The 14,073-nt window shown below is 64.5% G+C and carries 15 protein-coding genes; 11 read left to right on the plus strand and 4 right to left on the minus strand.

Translation table 11 applies throughout. From position 1 onward, the window contains the following. Positions 1-17: 17 nt before the first annotated feature. The gene (locus L6418_RS11050) at positions 18-701 is read right to left on the minus strand and encodes a GntR family transcriptional regulator (RefSeq protein ID WP_237246977.1); all 684 of its coding nucleotides are present in this window, start codon (positions 699-701) and stop codon (positions 18-20) included. Positions 702-886: 185 nt separating this feature from the next. Here L6418_RS11050 and dctP point away from each other — a divergent pair, with 185 nt between their 5' ends. The 11 genes from dctP to L6418_RS11105 all read left to right on the plus strand — a co-directional run bounded on the left by dctP (position 887) and on the right by L6418_RS11105 (position 10,812). Beyond that, positions 887-1,912: a TRAP transporter substrate-binding protein DctP gene (dctP, locus tag L6418_RS11055; RefSeq protein WP_237246978.1), complete on the plus strand. Its 1,026-nt coding sequence runs from the start codon at positions 887-889 to the stop codon at positions 1,910-1,912. Then, positions 1,909-2,466 (plus strand): TRAP transporter small permease, encoded by a 558-nt coding sequence (locus L6418_RS11060; protein ID WP_237246979.1) that lies wholly within the window; start codon positions 1,909-1,911, stop codon positions 2,464-2,466. The genes dctP and L6418_RS11060 overlap by 4 nt, the downstream gene beginning before the upstream one ends. Beyond that, on the plus strand, positions 2,463-3,818 hold the full coding sequence (locus tag L6418_RS11065) for a TRAP transporter large permease (RefSeq protein WP_237246980.1): 1,356 nt from the start codon (positions 2,463-2,465) through the stop codon (positions 3,816-3,818). Before L6418_RS11060 ends, L6418_RS11065 begins: the two co-directional genes overlap by 4 nt. Before the next feature lie 25 nt (positions 3,819-3,843). Continuing rightward, positions 3,844-5,505 (plus strand): malonate decarboxylase subunit alpha, encoded by a 1,662-nt coding sequence (gene mdcA / locus L6418_RS11070; RefSeq protein ID WP_237246981.1) that lies wholly within the window; start codon positions 3,844-3,846, stop codon positions 5,503-5,505. A 12-nt stretch (positions 5,506-5,517) separates the two neighbouring features. Beyond that, entirely contained in the window at positions 5,518-5,835 is a 318-nt protein-coding gene (mdcC, locus tag L6418_RS11075) for a malonate decarboxylase acyl carrier protein (protein WP_237246982.1), read from the plus strand. Further along, on the plus strand, positions 5,832-6,728 hold the full coding sequence (locus tag L6418_RS11080; RefSeq protein ID WP_237246983.1) for a biotin-independent malonate decarboxylase subunit beta: 897 nt from the start codon (positions 5,832-5,834) through the stop codon (positions 6,726-6,728). Before mdcC ends, L6418_RS11080 begins: the two co-directional genes overlap by 4 nt. Continuing rightward, positions 6,725-7,447 carry a biotin-independent malonate decarboxylase subunit gamma gene (locus tag L6418_RS11085; RefSeq protein WP_237246984.1) on the plus strand — a complete coding sequence of 241 codons (723 nt, stop codon included), beginning with the start codon at positions 6,725-6,727 and terminating at the stop codon, positions 7,445-7,447. The genes L6418_RS11080 and L6418_RS11085 overlap by 4 nt, the downstream gene beginning before the upstream one ends. After that, complete coding sequence (gene mdcG / locus L6418_RS11090; RefSeq protein ID WP_237246985.1) at positions 7,444-8,118, plus strand: malonate decarboxylase holo-[acyl-carrier-protein] synthase; 675 nt, start codon at positions 7,444-7,446, stop codon at positions 8,116-8,118. Before L6418_RS11085 ends, mdcG begins: the two co-directional genes overlap by 4 nt. A 1-nt stretch (position 8,119) precedes the next feature. Beyond that, a complete protein-coding gene (mdcB, locus tag L6418_RS11095) occupies positions 8,120-9,007 on the plus strand; it encodes a triphosphoribosyl-dephospho-CoA synthase MdcB (protein WP_237246986.1) in 888 nt (295 codons plus the stop codon). 1 nt (position 9,008) lies between these two features. After that, positions 9,009-9,935, plus strand: a complete 927-nt coding sequence (locus tag L6418_RS11100; protein WP_237246987.1) for an ACP S-malonyltransferase — start codon at positions 9,009-9,011, stop codon at positions 9,933-9,935. A 73-nt stretch (positions 9,936-10,008) separates the two neighbouring features. Then, positions 10,009-10,812, plus strand: coding sequence for a sulfite exporter TauE/SafE family protein (locus L6418_RS11105; protein WP_237246988.1), 804 nt, complete (start codon positions 10,009-10,011; stop codon positions 10,810-10,812). 11 nt (positions 10,813-10,823) lie between these two features. Here L6418_RS11105 and L6418_RS11110 read toward each other — a convergent pair whose 3' ends face one another. From L6418_RS11110 to L6418_RS11120, 3 genes are read right to left on the minus strand one after another with little or no spacing between them, the layout of a single operon-like run. Then, on the minus strand, positions 10,824-11,345 hold the full coding sequence (locus tag L6418_RS11110; protein WP_237246989.1) for a protein disulfide oxidoreductase: 522 nt from the start codon (positions 11,343-11,345) through the stop codon (positions 10,824-10,826). Between the two features lie 16 nt (positions 11,346-11,361). Further along, the gene (locus L6418_RS11115) at positions 11,362-11,802 is read right to left on the minus strand and encodes an RNA-binding S4 domain-containing protein (protein WP_237246990.1); all 441 of its coding nucleotides are present in this window, start codon (positions 11,800-11,802) and stop codon (positions 11,362-11,364) included. An 11-nt stretch (positions 11,803-11,813) separates the two neighbouring features. After that, a complete protein-coding gene (locus L6418_RS11120; protein ID WP_237246991.1) occupies positions 11,814-14,060 on the minus strand; it encodes an arginine/lysine/ornithine decarboxylase in 2,247 nt (748 codons plus the stop codon). Positions 14,061-14,073 lie beyond the last annotated feature (13 nt).

Consider the following 14,073-nt stretch of genomic DNA (forward strand, 5'->3'; position numbering starts at 1 on the left):
TGCTGAGGGGGCTCGCGCTAGGTCAGACTGGGGCTGCCGAGCATCGGCAGCGAGGCAATCAGGTCGGCAAAGCGCTGCCCTTGCACGACGACATGGGTGCGGATGCGCGTGGCTGCAAGTTCGCCATCCTGCGCCAGGATCGCCTCGACGATGCCGGCGTGCTCCGAAAACGATGTGCCCATCCGGTCGCGTACCCGCAACTGCAAGCGCCGGTACGGGCGCAATCTCCGGTGCAGCGCAGCCGCCTGCTCTTCCAGGAACACATTATGGCTGGCGGCGTATATCAGGTGATGGAACCGTTCGTTCCGCTGGTAGTAGGCATCGGGATCGTTTGCATCGCGCGCCGCCTCGCAAGCCTGATGCGCAGCGACGAGCGCGCGCTGTTCGGATTCAGTGATGCGGCGGGCGGCGAGGCGGCCGCACATCGCTTCCAGTTCGGCCATCACCTCGAACATCTCGTACAGCCGATGCTGGCCGATCTCCGCGACGATGGCACCGCGCCGCGGGCGTATCTCGACCAGCCCGGCAGACGCCAGCTGGATCAGCGCCTCGCGGACCGGTGTGCGCGACACGCCAAAACCGCTGGCCAGTTCGGTCTCGTCCAGCCGCATCCCGGGAGGATAGACCCCGGTGACGATGCGTTCCTCGATCTGATCGCCCATCTGTTCCGAGCGCCGCGACATGCGTTGCTTCTTTTCCATACGTCCCCTGACTAGTGCAATCCGGCCTGCGACATTGACAACAATTACTTGGGCAGTCAATATTGCATACATTGTATAACAATCTTGTATACAATTTATCTGTTGATGAATTGGCGATCTGGGATGTCGCGGCCATTAGCCGCCCGCCGATGTTTCAACCTCATATATATAAAGGGAGATTTCAAATGGCCATTACACGACGCAGCTTCGTTGTCTGTTTAGCTACCGCTTCATTTTTGGCGCTGTTCGGCAGTCCGGCCTTTGCGGCGGAACCGGTGACCCTGAAGATATCCCACCAATTCCCCGGTGGCACCATCGACGCCGGCGATTTCCGCGACCGCTTGTGCCGCCGCTTTGCCGCCGAGATCGAGAAGCGCAGCGGGGGCGCCCTGAAGGGAACCGTCTATGCCGGTTCCTCGCTGATGAAGACCAACGCACAGTTCAGCGCCCTGCGGAAAGGCGCGCTGGACATGTCGCTGGTACCCCTCAACTATGCCGGCGGCGAAGTGCCTGAAACGAACATCGGATTAATGCCAGGCATGGTCACTTCCTACGAGCAGGCCGCGAAATGGAAGAATGCCGAGGTCGGCAAAGCCCTGTCGGAAGTGCTGGCCAACAAGGGCGTGATCATCGTCAGCTGGATCTGGCAGGCGGGCGGCGTTGCCAGCCGTACCACGCCGATCGTCGATCCGTCGGATGCAAAGGGTCTGAAGATCCGCGGCGGTAGCAAGGAGATGGATATGGTGCTCAAGGAAGCCGGCGCCGCCGTGCTGGATATGCCCTCGAACGAGATCTATGCCGCAATGCAGACCGGCGCGCTGGACGCCGCAATGACCTCGTCCACCAGCCTGATCTCGTTCCGCCTGGAAGAAGTTGCCAAGCACCTGACCACCGGCCGCGGCAAGACCTACTGGTTCATGCTGGAGCCGCTGATGATCTCCAAGTCGGTCTTCGATCAACTGCCCAAGGCCCAGCAGGACCTGATCATGACGGTCGGCGCCGAGATGGAGAAATTCGCCCTGGAACAGGCCAAGGCCGACGACCAGGCAGTAGCTGCGGTATACCAGAAGTCCGGCGGGAAAGCCTATGACCTGTCGGATGCTTCCGTGAAGAAATGGCAGGCGATCGCCCGCGACACGGCATGGAAGAACTATGGCGAGAAGAGCGAGAGCTGCGCGCGCATCCTCAAGCTGGCCGAGAAGTTGTTGTGAGTCACGGAGTTGAACTGGAAAGCCGGCAGCCATCCCTGACTCCGCAGATCGGCGGCGTGCTGGGGATGCTGCTCAGCTGGCAGACGAAGGTGAATGGTTATGTGCTGTTCGTTTCCATGCTGGCACTTCTGGTGGCTTGCCTGGTCCTCACGCTGAGCGTGGTGATGCGTTACTTCCTGAAATTGCCCACCGACTGGCAGGACGAGGTTTCCGTTTTCCTGCTGATCGGCGCGGTGTTCATGTGCGGCGCGTTTGTGCAATCGGAACGCGGCCATATCGGCATCAGCGCACTGGAGGGATTCTTCTCGCCGGCGGCCAACCGCGTGCGCCTGCTGTTCTGCGACATCACCTCGCTGGCATTCTGCACATTCTTCACCTACAAGACCTGGAGCATGCTGCATGAGGCCATCGTCGAGGGCCAGACGACGTCTTCGACATGGGGGCCACCCCTGTGGATACCTTACGGCCTGATGTTCGCCGGGATGACCTTGCTGTGCCTGCAGATGCTGCTGCAGATCCTGATCGCCCTGAAAACCAGAGGAGCGGCAAATTGAGTGTCGGCATCATTGGAATCCTGTACGGGCTTGGCACCCTGCTGTTCATGTTCTCGGGCATGCCGATCGCATTCGCCCTGGGCAGCATCGCCGTGTTGTTCATGTTCATCTTCATGCCGGCATCGTCGCTCGATACGGTCACGCTGAACGTCTATGAGGAGATGGCCAACATCACGCTGCTGTCGGTCCCGCTCTTCATCCTCAAAGGGGCGGCCATCGGCAAGTCGCGCGCCGGTGCCGACCTCTATCTGGCCATCCATGCCTGGATGCACAAGATCCCGGGCGGACTGGGCATCGCTAACGTATTCGCCAGCGCCCTGTTCGCCGCCATGTCGGGTTCGAGCCCGGCCACCTGTTCGGCCATCGGCAGCGCGGGCATCCCCGAGATGCGCGCACGCGGCTATTCGCCGCGCTTCGCGGCCGGCATCATCGCGGCCGGCGGCACGCTCGGCATCCTGCTGCCCCCCTCCATCGTGATGATCCTGTTCTCCGTCGCAGCCGAGCAGTCGCTGGGCCGGCTGTTCCTGGCCGGGATCGGTCCCGGCATCCTGATGGTGGTGCTGTTCTCCGGCTACGCCGCATTCCGCTACAAGAAGGAATACAAGGAAGCGCTCGACACCTACAACCAGGGCGGCAGGAAATCGGCCTATCTCGAGGCGATGGAATTGACGCTGTACGACAAGTTCAGGCTGCTGCCCCGCGTCGTTCCGTTCGTCACCCTGCTGGTCGGCGTCATGGTCGCCCTTTACGGCGGGTTCGCCACACCGTCCGAGACCGCCGGCCTGGGCGGTATCCTGGCGCTGTGCCTGATCGCGCTCATCTACCGGATGTGGAGGCCGTCGCAGCTCAAGCCCATCCTGTCGGGCACGCTGAAGGAATCGACCATGCTGATGTTCATCATCGGCATGTCGCTGCTCTACTCCTACGTCATGAGCTACCTGCACATCAGCCAGTCCGCGGCGGAAGCCATCGTCGCGCTGAGCCTGTCCAAATGGGCGCTGTTGAGCGTGATCCTGCTGATGGTCGTGGTACTGGGTTTCTTCCTGCCGCCGGTATCGATCATCCTGATGACGGCACCGATCATATTGCCGCCGCTCAAGGCAGCCGGTTTCGACCTGATCTGGTTCGGCGTGGTCATGACCATCGTGATGGAGATGGGGCTGATCCATCCTCCGGTCGGGCTCAACATCTTCGTCATCAAGAACATCGCACCGGACATCCCGCTGAAGGACATCATCTGGGGGGTGATCCCCTTCGTCGGCCTGATGATGTTCGCGGTGTTGCTGATCTGCCTCTTCCCGGGAATCGCCACCTGGTTCCCCGACATGATCTACGGCATGAGCGGCAAATGACCTGCGCGCGCCACAGGCAAACAGCATGAACGCCACGGACATTCCTGAAAAACGCTGGGACACGCTGGCGCGCAGCCGCGATGCACGGCTGGCGCGGGCGGGACATCTGGCGTCCGGATGCATCGTACCCGCAGACCGGATCGTGCCACTGCTCGAAGCGCTGATCGAGCCCGGCGACCGCGTCTGCATCGAGGGCAACAACCAGAAACAGGCGGACTTCCTGGCACGCAGCCTGGTCAAGACCGATCCCTCGCGCCTGCGCGACCTGCACCTGGTGCAATCGGTGCTGGCCCTGCCCGAGCACATCGACCTGATCGAACGCGGCCAGGTGAGCCGCATCGACTTCTCGTTCTCCGGTCCGCAGGCTGCACGCCTGGCGCGCCTGGTGGAAAGCAGGAAGATCGCCATCGGAGCGATCCACACCTACCTCGAGCTGTTCGCGCGCTACTTCGTCGACCTGACGCCGCGTGTCGCACTGATCGCGGCGCAGGCGGCCGACCGCGAGGGCAACCTGTACACCGGCCCCAACACCGAAGACACGCCGGCCATCGTCGAAGCGACGACCTTCAAGGGCGGCATCGTCATCGCGCAGGTCAACCAGATCGTGGACAAGTTGCCGCGCGTGGACATCCCGGCGGACTGGGTGGACTACGTCGTGCAGGCGCCGACGCCGCATTACATCGAGCCGCTGTTCACCCGCGATCCTGCGCAGATCACCGAGATCCAGGTGCTGATGGGGATGATCGCGATCAAGGGGCTGTATGCCGAATACGGCATCAAGCGCCTCAACCACGGCATCGGCTTCGACACCGCGGCAATCGAATTGCTGCTCCCCACTTACGCTGCAGACCTGGGGCTGAAGGGCAAGATCTGCACCCACTGGGCACTGAATCCGCATCCGACGCTGATCCCCGCGATCGAAGCCGGCTTCGTCGAGTCGGTGCATTCATTTGGTTCCGAGGTCGGCATGGAGCGCTACACCGCAGCGCGGCCGGATATTTTCTTCACCGGGGCGGATGGTTCTATGCGCTCCAACCGCGCCTTCTGCCAGGCAGCCGGCCATTACGCCTGCGACCTGTTCATCGGCTCCACCCTGCAGATCGACCTGCAGGGCAACAGCTCGACCGCGACCAAGGGACGCATCGCCGGATTCGGCGGTGCGCCGAACATGGGCGCCGATGCGCGCGGCCGGCGCCATGCCTCGCCGGCCTGGTTGCGTGCCGGCCGCGAAGGACGCGGCGACATCGCGATGCCGCGCGGACAGAAGCTGGTCGTGCAGATCGTGGAGACCTTCCGCGAGCATATGGAGCCGGCATTCGTCGAACGCCTCGATGCCTGGGATCTGGCGGCGACGGCGAACATGGATCTGCCGCCGGTGATGATCTACGGCGAGGACCTGACCCACATCATCACCGAGGAGGGCATCGCCAACCTGCTGCTGTGCCGGACGCCGCAGGAACGCGAACAGGCCATCCGCGGCGTGGCCGGCTACACGCCGGTCGGCATGGTGCGCGATACGCGCATGGTGGAGAACCTGCGCGATCGCGGCATCATCCGCCGTCCGGAAGACATGGGCATCAGGAAGAGCGATGCAACGCGCGACCTGCTCGCCGCGCGCAGCGTCAAGGACCTGGTGCATGCCTCCGGCGGCTTGTACGACCCGCCCAGGCAATTCCGCAACTGGTGACAGGAACAGATCATGGAACAATTCTCGCTCACGCTGCCGTCAGCCCCCCTGCCGCAGAACATCCCTGGTGCCTCGATATGCGGCGTCGTCTCGTCCGGCAACCTGGAGGTTCTGGTCGAAGCCGCCCCGTTGCGCGATGCCTGCACGTTCGTGGTAAACACATCCGCACATGGCTTTCGCGATATCTGGGAAGCCGTGCTGAAGGACTTCGCCCGCCGCCACAGTGTCGGCGGCCTCAGCCTGTCCATCAACGATGCTGGCGCCACGCCGGCGGTGGTCAGCCTGCGCCTCGACCAGGCCTTCGAAGCATGCCGCGGAGAACCCGCATGAACGGCCTGCCGATCAGCTACCTGGAAGCTTCTGCGCGAAAACGCCTGAGCGGCCTGCTCGATGCCGGTTCCTTCGTCGAATTCTGCCCTCCCGAAATGCGGCGATCCAGTCCGCACCTGGCCCTGCTGGATGCGCCGCTTGCGTTCGACGACGGCGTGGTGACCGGCCGTGCCGCGCTGGCAGGTCACAAGGTGCTGGTGGCGGCGCAGGAAGGTCGCTTCAATGGCGGCGCGGTAGGCGAAGTGCATGGTGCCAAGATACGCGGCCTGCTCGACCGCGCGCTGATCGAACACCCCGCCGCGGTGCTGCTGCTGGTGGATTCGGGCGGTGTGCGCCTGCACGAGGCCAACGCCGGCCTGATCGCCATCTCCGAGATCATGCGCGCCGTGTTGCGCGTCCAGGCTGCAGGCATCCCGGTGTTTGCGCTCGTCGGCGGTTCCTGCGGCGCATTCGGCGGCATGGGCATCGTCACCCGTCTGTGCACCGAAGTGATCATGTCGGAACAGGGACGGCTCGGCTTGTCCGGGCCCGAAGTGATCGAAACGGTCAAGGGCGTGGACGAGTTCGATTCGCGCGACCGCGCACTGGTATGGCGCGTCACCGGCGGCAAGCTGCGCCGGGCGCTGGGCGAGGCGACGCTGCTGGTCGACGACACGATCCCCGCGTTCCGCGCTGCGGCTGCCGGCCTGCTCGACCGTTATCAGGCACAGCCGCCGATGCCCGGCGATCTTGCCGCGCTGCAGGCGGCACAGGACGAACTGACCGAACGCAGCCGGCGTTTTGCTGCAGCGCGCGACGGCAGGGAAATCTGGCAAGCCTTTTTCGCCGACGCCTCCCGCGTACCGGAAATGAGCGTCGACGAATTCAACACCCGATTGGGAGAGATGGCATGAACGGGCAGGCGCTATACGACCGCCTGTTCGGTGCAGGTGCGCATGCCCTGACTGCCGAAGGTCGCTTCCTGCGCGGAACGGCCAGGATCGGCGCCCGGGAAGCGGCGGTGATCGGCACACTGGACCATGCCGCGATCGACGTGCCGCTCGCGCTGCGCATCGCGGAATCGATTCTGCGCGCGGTGCACGCTGACGCCGCCAGCGACATGCCGCCGCGCCCCATCCTGTTCATCGCCGACACCCAGGGCCAGGCGCTGTCGCGGCACGAGGAACTGCTCGGTCTGAACGGTTACTTTGCCCATGTGGTGCGCTGCGTCGACCTGGCGCGCAGGCAGGGACACCGCCTGCTCACGGTGATCAGCGGCGAGGCGGTCAGCGGCGGTTTCCTCGCCTACGGCATGATGGCCGACCGCATTTGCGCGCTGCCGAACTCGCAAGTGCGCGTGATGGACCTGCGCGCGATGGCGCGCGTCACCAAGATCGGCCTCGAACGACTCGAAGAACTTGCAAAGCAATCGCCCGTCTTCGCGCCCGGTGCCGAGAACTACTGGCGCATGGGCGGCATCCACGAGCTGTGGTCGGAGAACGACGTCTGGCCCGAACGCCTGGCGGCTGCCCTCGCCTGCGCCGGCAGCACCGACGATCGCGCGGCGATCGGACTCGAACGCGGCGGACGGCTGCTGGCCGCACCGACGGCACAGATCGTGGCCAACCCGTGAACACCTTGCGCCTGCGCCGTCACGATCTGGTCTGGCTCGATCCCGCCATCGATGTCGGCCGCTTCGCGGCGGCTGCCCAGGCAGATGCGACGCGCCACTGGGTGAAACAGGGCTTCCCGCTGGTCGTGGCCCGGCAAACCGCCGCGCCAGGGGAAGGTGCGGAACGGATCAAGCTGGGTTTCACCCTGCCGTCCGCACCGGCGCGCACGCGGGTCATGCTCAGCGCAGACCGCCCGGCGATCATTCGTCATTCGCGTCCGCTGCTGCTGGCCGACGCGATGCATCTCGCCCCAACCGACTGGCAGGCCAATATGAACAAGTTGCATGCGCTGTTCGAACGCACCGGTACGGTGGCACGCGTGTATGGTTCGCTGTCGTCCGAGATACTCACCGGCAGGCGTTATCTCGATGCATCGAGCGACCTCGACCTGCTGCTGGAATGCGGCGACGCGACAAGGCTGCGCGAACTGCTGACCGGGCTGGAGGTTTTTTCGCCGGCGGTGCCGCGCATCGACGGCGAAATCCTGGCGACATCGGGATGGGCGGCGGCCTGGCGCGAACTGGCGGCGGCGATGCGTAACGGCATTGCCCAGGTGCTGGCCAAGTCCGACACCGACGTGCAGCTGATCGGCGTCGAGGAGTTCACTCAACCGTTCCCGGTTCCCGCCTGACATGACAACCGTACTCAATCATGCAGCCGGAAACGCGACCCGTCGCAGCGTCTCGGCCGAAGACTGTTTCCGGCTGGAACACTGCTGCCTGGAGGCACTGCGTTACGAGATCCTGGCCTGGCCCAAGCCCGGCCTGGTGTCGCCGGTCGATTCGGGCAGCCATCGCGACATGCACATGGGCACCTTCTTCGCCAGCATCGCTGCATTGCAAGGCAGCTTCACCGAACTCGCACGAGCCGGCACCGGCGGCCCTTCCTTCAGCGTGCTGCAGGCGATCGGCCTGCAGGCGGAGCGGAAGATGCTGTGCGCCACCGGTGGCGTCAACACGCATCGCGGCGCGATCTTCAACCTCGGCCTGCTGGTAGCCGCAGCCGCACTGCGCAGATCGGACCGTACACTCGCCGGGCTGACATGCGGCGCCGTCGTCGCCAGGACATGGGGCCGAGAGATCCTGGCCGGCCGCCGGCACAGGCCGGCTTCCCATGGCGACCATGTGTTCAGGAAATATGCCGCCGGCGGTGCGCGTAGCGAAGCGGCCGCAGGTTTCCCGACTGTCTACAGCATCGGCCTGCCGACCCTGCGCCGCCTGCTGCAGGCGGGCCATGACCGCGAAACGGCGCTGATCGGCACCCTGATGGCCATGATGGAACACCTGCCCGACACCAATGTGCTCTGGCGCGGCGGAGAAAGCGGCCTCGATCTGGTACGCGGCTCTGCTGCCGATTTCAACCGCATGGGCGGGGTGTCCACTGCCGGCTGGCAGGGAAGGTTGCAGGTCCTGCACCGTGCCTTCGTTGCGCGCAACCTCAGCCCGGGTGGCAGTGCCGACCTGGCGGCGGCGACCTGGGCCGCCCACCGGATCGAGACCCTGCATGCGCAGGCCGGTTGATATGCGACTCGCCATACTCTGCTCCGGTCAGGCTGGCCAGCATCGCAACATGCTGGACGACCTGCTCGTCGCCCCCAAATGCGCATCCATGCGGCAGGCGGCGAGCGCGGTGCTGGGACAGGATGTCGCGCAATGGTGGAACGCGCTCGGCGACAAGGAGATATTCCTCAACCAGCATGCCCAGTTCGCCATCGCCTGTTACCAGCTGTCCATCTGGGCGCGCATCGCGCCGCTGCTGCCCGAACCCGATCTGGTCGCCGGCTATTCGCTGGGCGAGTTGCTCGCCTACCATGTCGCCGGGGCGCTGACTGCCGCAGAGACGTTGCGGCTGGTGCGCGCGCGCGCGCGCCTGATGGACGAAGCCGCAGCCGGCGCGGGGAGCGGATGCATGGTTCTGTGGCGCGGCCGGGTATCCCCCGCAACGCTGGCCGCCCGCGACCGCGCGATCTCCGACTACGGCCTGGATATCGCGATCGAGCGCAGGAACGGCGAGACGGTGATGGCCGGGCCCGCTCAGGCGATCGAGCGCTTCGTTGCCGATTTCCAGGCGCTCAATCCGGGCATGGTGTGCTTGCCGGTCAGCATCCCCGCACACAGCCGTTACCTTGCCCAGGCGGCCAATTCGTTCCGCGATATCCTGGAAGCGAGCGGGATAGTCGCGCCCAAGATACCCGTGCTGGCCGGGGTCGACGCGATGCCGGTGCGCTCGCGCGCAGCGGCGATCGATGCGCTGTCGCGGCAGATCGCCACGACCATCAGATGGGACGGGTGCATGGAAGCGCTGGCGGAATCGGGCATCGACAAAGCGATCGAGCTCGGGCCGGGTAACGACCTCGCAAAATTGCTTGCCGCGGAACATCCGCGGGTCGCCGCCCATGCCATCGGAGATTTCAGCGATCATCACGCGCTCGTGGAATGGCTGAAATAGTACGCCGGGATCGCCCGGCCAAATCACGGCAGGACAGGGCTTCTCCTGTCCGGCCACCAGAGGGAGTCAATCGATGATCAGTTGGGAATTCGTTCTGCTTTATCTTGCCGCCGGCAGCATCGCCGGCTTCCTCGCCGGGCTGCTGGGCGTGGGCGGAGGCGTGGTGATCGTCCCCATCCTGATGTTCATCTTCGCCGCCCAGCATTTCCCGGCAGACCACATGATCCATATCGCGATCGGCACCTCGCTCGCCAGCATCATGTTCACCTCGGTGGCCAGTCTGCGCGCCCACCACCGGCATGGCGCAGTCGACTGGAGCATCGTGCAGCGCATCACGCCCGGCATCCTGGTCGGCACCCTGGCCGGCACGTTCCTGGTGGCCAAATTGCCGGCGAGCCTGCTCAAGGGCCTGTTCATCGTGTTCCTGTTCTACGTGGCAACGCAGCTGATACTCAACATCAAACCGAAGCCGACGCGCCAGCTTCCCGGCACCGGCGGCATCATCGCGGCGGGCGGCATCATCGGCCTGGTATCGAGCTTCGTCGGCATCGGCGGCGGCGCGCTGTCGGTGCCCTTCATGACCTGGAGCAACGTGAAGATGCACAACGCCATCGGCACCTCGGCTGCGATCGGTTTCCCCATTGCCGTCGCCGGCACCGTCGGCTATCTGCTGAACGGCTGGTCGGTCGCCGATCTGCCGGAGGGCAGCCTGGGCTTTATCCACCTGCCTTCCCTGGCCGGCCTGGTGGTGGCCAGCGTACTCATCGCCCCGCTGGGGGCCAGGGCCGCCCACAGACTGCCGGTGGCAACGCTCAAGAAAGTGTTTGCGACTTTCCTCTTCGTCATCGGCGTCAAGATGCTGCTAGGCACAATCTGACACGGCCTGCGTCAGACCAGCCCGGCCAGCCAGAGCCGCAACCTGAGACCGATCCCGGTGGTGTAGCCGACCTCGACGAAGCGTATGGTGCCGTCGGGGGAGACGATGAAGCTGGCAGGAACGGCGTGCACTCCCCAAGCGGCGGAGAGACTGCCGTCCGCATCGTTCAGCACCGGGAAGTCGATCCCCTGCTCGCGCATGAACCTGGCCACCTCCTCCGGCTTGCCGCTTTGCATGGCGATGGTGATGACGTTCGGATGGTCGTGCGCAATGGCATCGATGGAGTGCTGCTCGGCACGGCAGATCGGACACCATGTGCCCCAGAAATGCACCAGCACCGGTCGTTCCGGATGGGCGGGCAACCGATAGGGCGAGCCGGCAAGCGTGGCGCCCTGCAGGAGCGGGGCGGGACCGCTGACCATGTCGCGCTGCTGCCAGGCACGCACCCCCGCCGCTACCGCGACGAACAGCAGCAGGTTGATGGCATAGCCGCGCCATCGGTTCGCTGGTTTTCTGCTGTTGTCGGTCGGCATGATCGGATGGGGGCGGTTACTGGAAATCGCCCCACGCCTTGTTGGTGACGTGCCGGGTCCGCTCTTCAAAGCGTTCGATGTCGCGACGATCGCGCTTGGTGGGTCGACCCTTGAACGCGGGCTGCGGCTGGGCACGCAGCTGCGCCGCCAGTTCCTCGCGCCGGGCCCGGCTTGCTTCCGTTTCGCGGTACAGCTTCTGCGCCTCGGGCGCCCCGCCGCGCTTGTTCGACAGGCCAAGCACCTCGACTTCGTAATGGAACTTGCCGACGCGGATCTCCAGCACGTCGCCGATGCCGACGGCCTTGGCCGGCTTGATGCGTGCGCCTTGCATGGTCACCTTGCCACCCTCCACCGCATCGGCGGAAAGGCTGCGCGTCTTGTAGAAACGCGCCGCCCACAGCCACTTGTCGATGCGCAGTTTGTCGCCGTCGTCGGCCTGTTGACGCAACTGTGACATCGGCACCCTGGCTATTTCACGCAGTCGACGTAGTACACGCAGTCGCCGTTGCCCTTCTCCGCGACCAGGCCATGGATGTCGGTTTCGAAACCGGGGAAGCGCTTGTTGAAATCGCGCGCGAACTTGAGGTAATCGACGATGGTCTTGTTGAAGCGCTCGCCCGGGATGAGCAGCGGAATGCCGGGAGGATAGGGCGTCAGCAGCACCGCGGTGATGCGGCCTTCCAGGTCGTCGATGCTCACGCGCTCGATCTCGCCGTGCGCCATTTTGGCGAACGCGTCGGACGGCTTCATCGCCGGCTCCATGCTGGACAGGTACATCTCGGTGGTCAGGCGTGCCACGTCGTTGGCCTTGTAGATGCCGTGGATCTGGTCGCACAGGTCGCGCAGGCCGATCTTCTCGTAGCGCGGGTTCTTGGCGATGAACTCGGGCAGCACGCGCCACAGCGGCTGGTTCTTGTCGTAGTCGTCCTTGAACTGCTGCAGCTCGGTCACCATGGTGTTCCAGCGGCCCTTGGTGATGCCGATGGTGAACATGATGAAGAACGAGTACAGGCCGCACTTCTCCACTACCACGCCGTGCTCGGCGAGGTATTTTGTGACGATGCTGGCCGGGATGCCGGTGTCGGCGAAATCGCCATCCACGTCCAGGCCCGGCGTGATCACGGTGGCCTTGATCGGGTCGAGCATGTTGAAACCCTCGGCCAGCTTGCCGAAGCCGTGCCAGCGGTCCTCGGTGCGCAGTACCCAGTCTTCGCGCTCGGCCATGCCTTCTTCCGACAGGTAGTCCGGCCCCCACAGCTTGAACCACCAGTCGGCACCCCATTCCTCGTCCACCTTGCGCATCGCGCGGCGGAAATCGAGCGCCTCGGCGATGGACTCTTCCACCAGCGCGGTGCCGCCGGGCGGCTCCATCATCGCGGCGGCCACGTCGCACGAGGCGATGATGGCGTACTGCGGCGAGGTCGAGGTGTGCATCAGGTAGGCTTCGTTGAAGCAGTCGCGGTCCAGCTTGCGCGACTCGCTGTCGCGCACCAGGATCTGCGAGGCCTGCGACAGGCCGGCCAGCAGCTTGTGCGTGGACTGGGTGGAGAAGATCATCGACTCCTTGGCGCGCGGCCGGCCGCGGCCGATGGCGTGCATGCTCTTGTAGAAATCGTGGAACGCCGCATGCGGCAGCCAGGCCTCGTCGAAGTGCAGCGCGTCGATCTTGCCGTCCAGCATCTCCTTCAGCATCTCGACGTTGTACAGCACGCCGTCGTAGGTACTCTGCGTGATGGTGAGGATGCGCGGCTTGCGCTTCTTGTCCTTGATGAACGGATTGGCATCGATCTTCTTCTGGATGGTTTCCGGCTCGAATTCGGATTTCGGGATCGGGCCGATGATGCCGAAGTTGTTGCGCGTCGGGGTCAGGAACACCGGCACCGCACCGGTCATCATGATCGCGTGCAGGATGGACTTGTGGCAGTTGCGGTCCACCACCACGATGTCGTCCGGCGCCACCATCGAGTGCCACACGATCTTGTTGGAGGTCGAGGTGCCGTTGGTGACGAAGAACAGGTGGTCGGCATTGAAGATGCGCGCCGCGTTGCGCTCGGAAGCCGCCACCGGGCCGGTGTGGTCGAGCAGCTGGCCCAGTTCGTCCACCGCGTTGCACACGTCGGCACGCAGCATGTTCTCGCCGAAGAACTGGTGGAACATGCGCCCCACCGGCGACTTCAGGAACGCCACGCCGCCGGAATGGCCCGGGCAGTGCCAGGAATACGAACCGTCCTGCGCGTAATCCACCAGCGCGCGGAAAAACGGCGGCGCCAGCGTATCCATGTACGACTTCGCCTCGCGGATGATGTGGCGTGCCACGAACTCGGGCGTGTCCTCGTGCATGTGGATGAAACCGTGCAGTTCGCGCAGGATGTCGTTCGGGATGTGGCGCGAGGTGCGCGTCTCGCCGTACAGGTAGATGGGGATGTCGGAATTCTTGAAACGGATCTCCTCGACGAATGCACGCAGGGTGCGCAGTGCAACCTCGGTCTCTTCCTCGCTGCCGGCACCGAACTCCTCGTCGTCGATGGACAGCACGAACGCCGATGCGCGGCTCTGCTGCTGCGCGAACGACGCCAGATCGCCGTAGCTGGTCATGCCGACGACCTCGATGCCCTCTTTCTCGATGGCATTAGCCAGCGCACGGATGCCATGGCCGCTGGCATTCTCGGAACGATAATCTTCGTCGATGATGATGATTGGGAAATTGAATTTCATGGATGACTCCCTG

Source organism: Sideroxyarcus emersonii, from assembly GCF_021654335.1.
Lineage (GTDB): Bacteria > Pseudomonadota > Gammaproteobacteria > Burkholderiales > Gallionellaceae > Sideroxyarcus > Sideroxyarcus emersonii.

What these genes read in the sequence shown, in the direction of transcription:
- L6418_RS11050 (WP_237246977.1), bottom strand. Translation starts at nt 701, where the DNA reads ATGGAAAAGAAGCAACGCATGTCGCGGCGCTCGGAACAGATGGGCGAT.
- mdcA (WP_237246981.1), top strand. Translation starts at nt 3,844, where the DNA reads ATGAACGCCACGGACATTCCTGAAAAACGCTGGGACACGCTGGCGCGC.
- dctP (WP_237246978.1), top strand. Translation starts at nt 887, where the DNA reads ATGGCCATTACACGACGCAGCTTCGTTGTCTGTTTAGCTACCGCTTCA.
- mdcB (WP_237246986.1), top strand. Translation starts at nt 8,120, where the DNA reads ATGACAACCGTACTCAATCATGCAGCCGGAAACGCGACCCGTCGCAGC.
- L6418_RS11110 (WP_237246989.1), bottom strand. Translation starts at nt 11,345, where the DNA reads ATGCCGACCGACAACAGCAGAAAACCAGCGAACCGATGGCGCGGCTAT.
- L6418_RS11080 (WP_237246983.1), top strand. Translation starts at nt 5,832, where the DNA reads ATGAACGGCCTGCCGATCAGCTACCTGGAAGCTTCTGCGCGAAAACGC.
- L6418_RS11120 (WP_237246991.1), bottom strand. Translation starts at nt 14,060, where the DNA reads ATGAAATTCAATTTCCCAATCATCATCATCGACGAAGATTATCGTTCC.
- mdcC (WP_237246982.1), top strand. Translation starts at nt 5,518, where the DNA reads ATGGAACAATTCTCGCTCACGCTGCCGTCAGCCCCCCTGCCGCAGAAC.
- L6418_RS11105 (WP_237246988.1), top strand. Translation starts at nt 10,009, where the DNA reads ATGATCAGTTGGGAATTCGTTCTGCTTTATCTTGCCGCCGGCAGCATC.
- L6418_RS11085 (WP_237246984.1), top strand. Translation starts at nt 6,725, where the DNA reads ATGAACGGGCAGGCGCTATACGACCGCCTGTTCGGTGCAGGTGCGCAT.
- L6418_RS11115 (WP_237246990.1), bottom strand. Translation starts at nt 11,802, where the DNA reads ATGTCACAGTTGCGTCAACAGGCCGACGACGGCGACAAACTGCGCATC.
- L6418_RS11100 (WP_237246987.1), top strand. Translation starts at nt 9,009, where the DNA reads ATGCGACTCGCCATACTCTGCTCCGGTCAGGCTGGCCAGCATCGCAAC.